This window comes from Bartonella sp. CB10SXKL, from assembly GCF_042195515.1.
Classification (GTDB): domain Bacteria; phylum Pseudomonadota; class Alphaproteobacteria; order Rhizobiales; family Rhizobiaceae; genus Bartonella.
The window spans coordinates 1-1,103 of sequence record NZ_JBHION010000086.1 but is presented as its reverse complement, the minus strand read 5'-3'; the positions used below and the strand labels follow the sequence as shown (position 1 = coordinate 1,103).

General features: G+C 47.6%; 1 pseudogene. It reads left to right on the top strand.

Going from position 1 to position 1,103, the window contains the following annotated elements:
• Window positions 1–1,103, top strand: a pseudogene (locus ACFIK3_RS09560) (filamentous hemagglutinin); the annotation flags it as partial.

Genomic DNA, 1,103 nt, shown 5'->3' with positions numbered 1-1,103 from the left:
AGTGAGGTTGGCGCCTATGATGTAACGCTGAAGGCAGGCACACTCACCCAGGCTGGGCTTGTGGAAGCGCAAGGCGGAGTACTTACTCTCAACAGCCATGATGTTTTAAGCAATTCCGGTATCATGGTGGGCGGTGTTGTTGATGCAACTCTCGGGTCTTTAGCCAATTCCGGTCAGCTTTTAGCCAGTGACAGTTTTACGCTTATAGCAGAAAGCCATGATCCGTCATTGGGGCAAGTTGCTCTGGTTTTAAATGGTGAAGACGGAGTTCTCAAAAGTGGTGGTGCTTTTGTCTTAACCGCAGATGTTTTGGACAATGCCGGCAGTATTGGTTCAAGTGGTGATGGGGTTGCGCTCAATGTGAGCGCTGATCTGAGTAATAGCGGGCTGATTTATGCCAAGAAATCTGCCATTTTCTCCTTAGATGGGGATTTTATTAATAAGTTTGCCGACGTCATTGCTGAAGACAATCTCATCATCCGTGGCTTAAGTGGAGAGCGGGCTGGTCATGTGATCAACAGCTCGGGTCTTTTAGAAGCCGTGTCAGGCGATATGACCTTCGATGTCTCAGCGCTCACCAACATGCGTGAAGGTGGAGTTGAAGTTAGCGATAAAGTGGTGAATCGCAATGTCTATGAAACATCACATACCGAAACAGATGGGTGGCTTTTGGTTGATACAACTACCACAACTACCAGAGTTACAACGACGGTTAGTCAGCAGCAGCCTCATTTTACCAATAATGCTGCCCAGATTTTAGCAGGGCGTCATCTCACGGTTCATGCCGGCGATATCCGCAATAGTTATAGTTTAATTGCTGCCAATGGCAACATTGTGATGCATGGCGATACGCTGCTCAATGAGGGGCGTGATTTAACCGAAACAACCAAGATTGAGACGACAACACGCATTGAGACTACATCTGGTGATATTTTGGGTGCAGGGGTGGCTCAAATAGGAGATACAGACACATCGGAATATGTTGATGATCCTGTAATAATCACGCGCACTTATGATGCTGTTTACGGCACGATTGAAGCTGGTGGCACGCTTGATGCCAAGTTGACAGGCTATATTGACAATCATGCGGTGCGTGAGGGGGT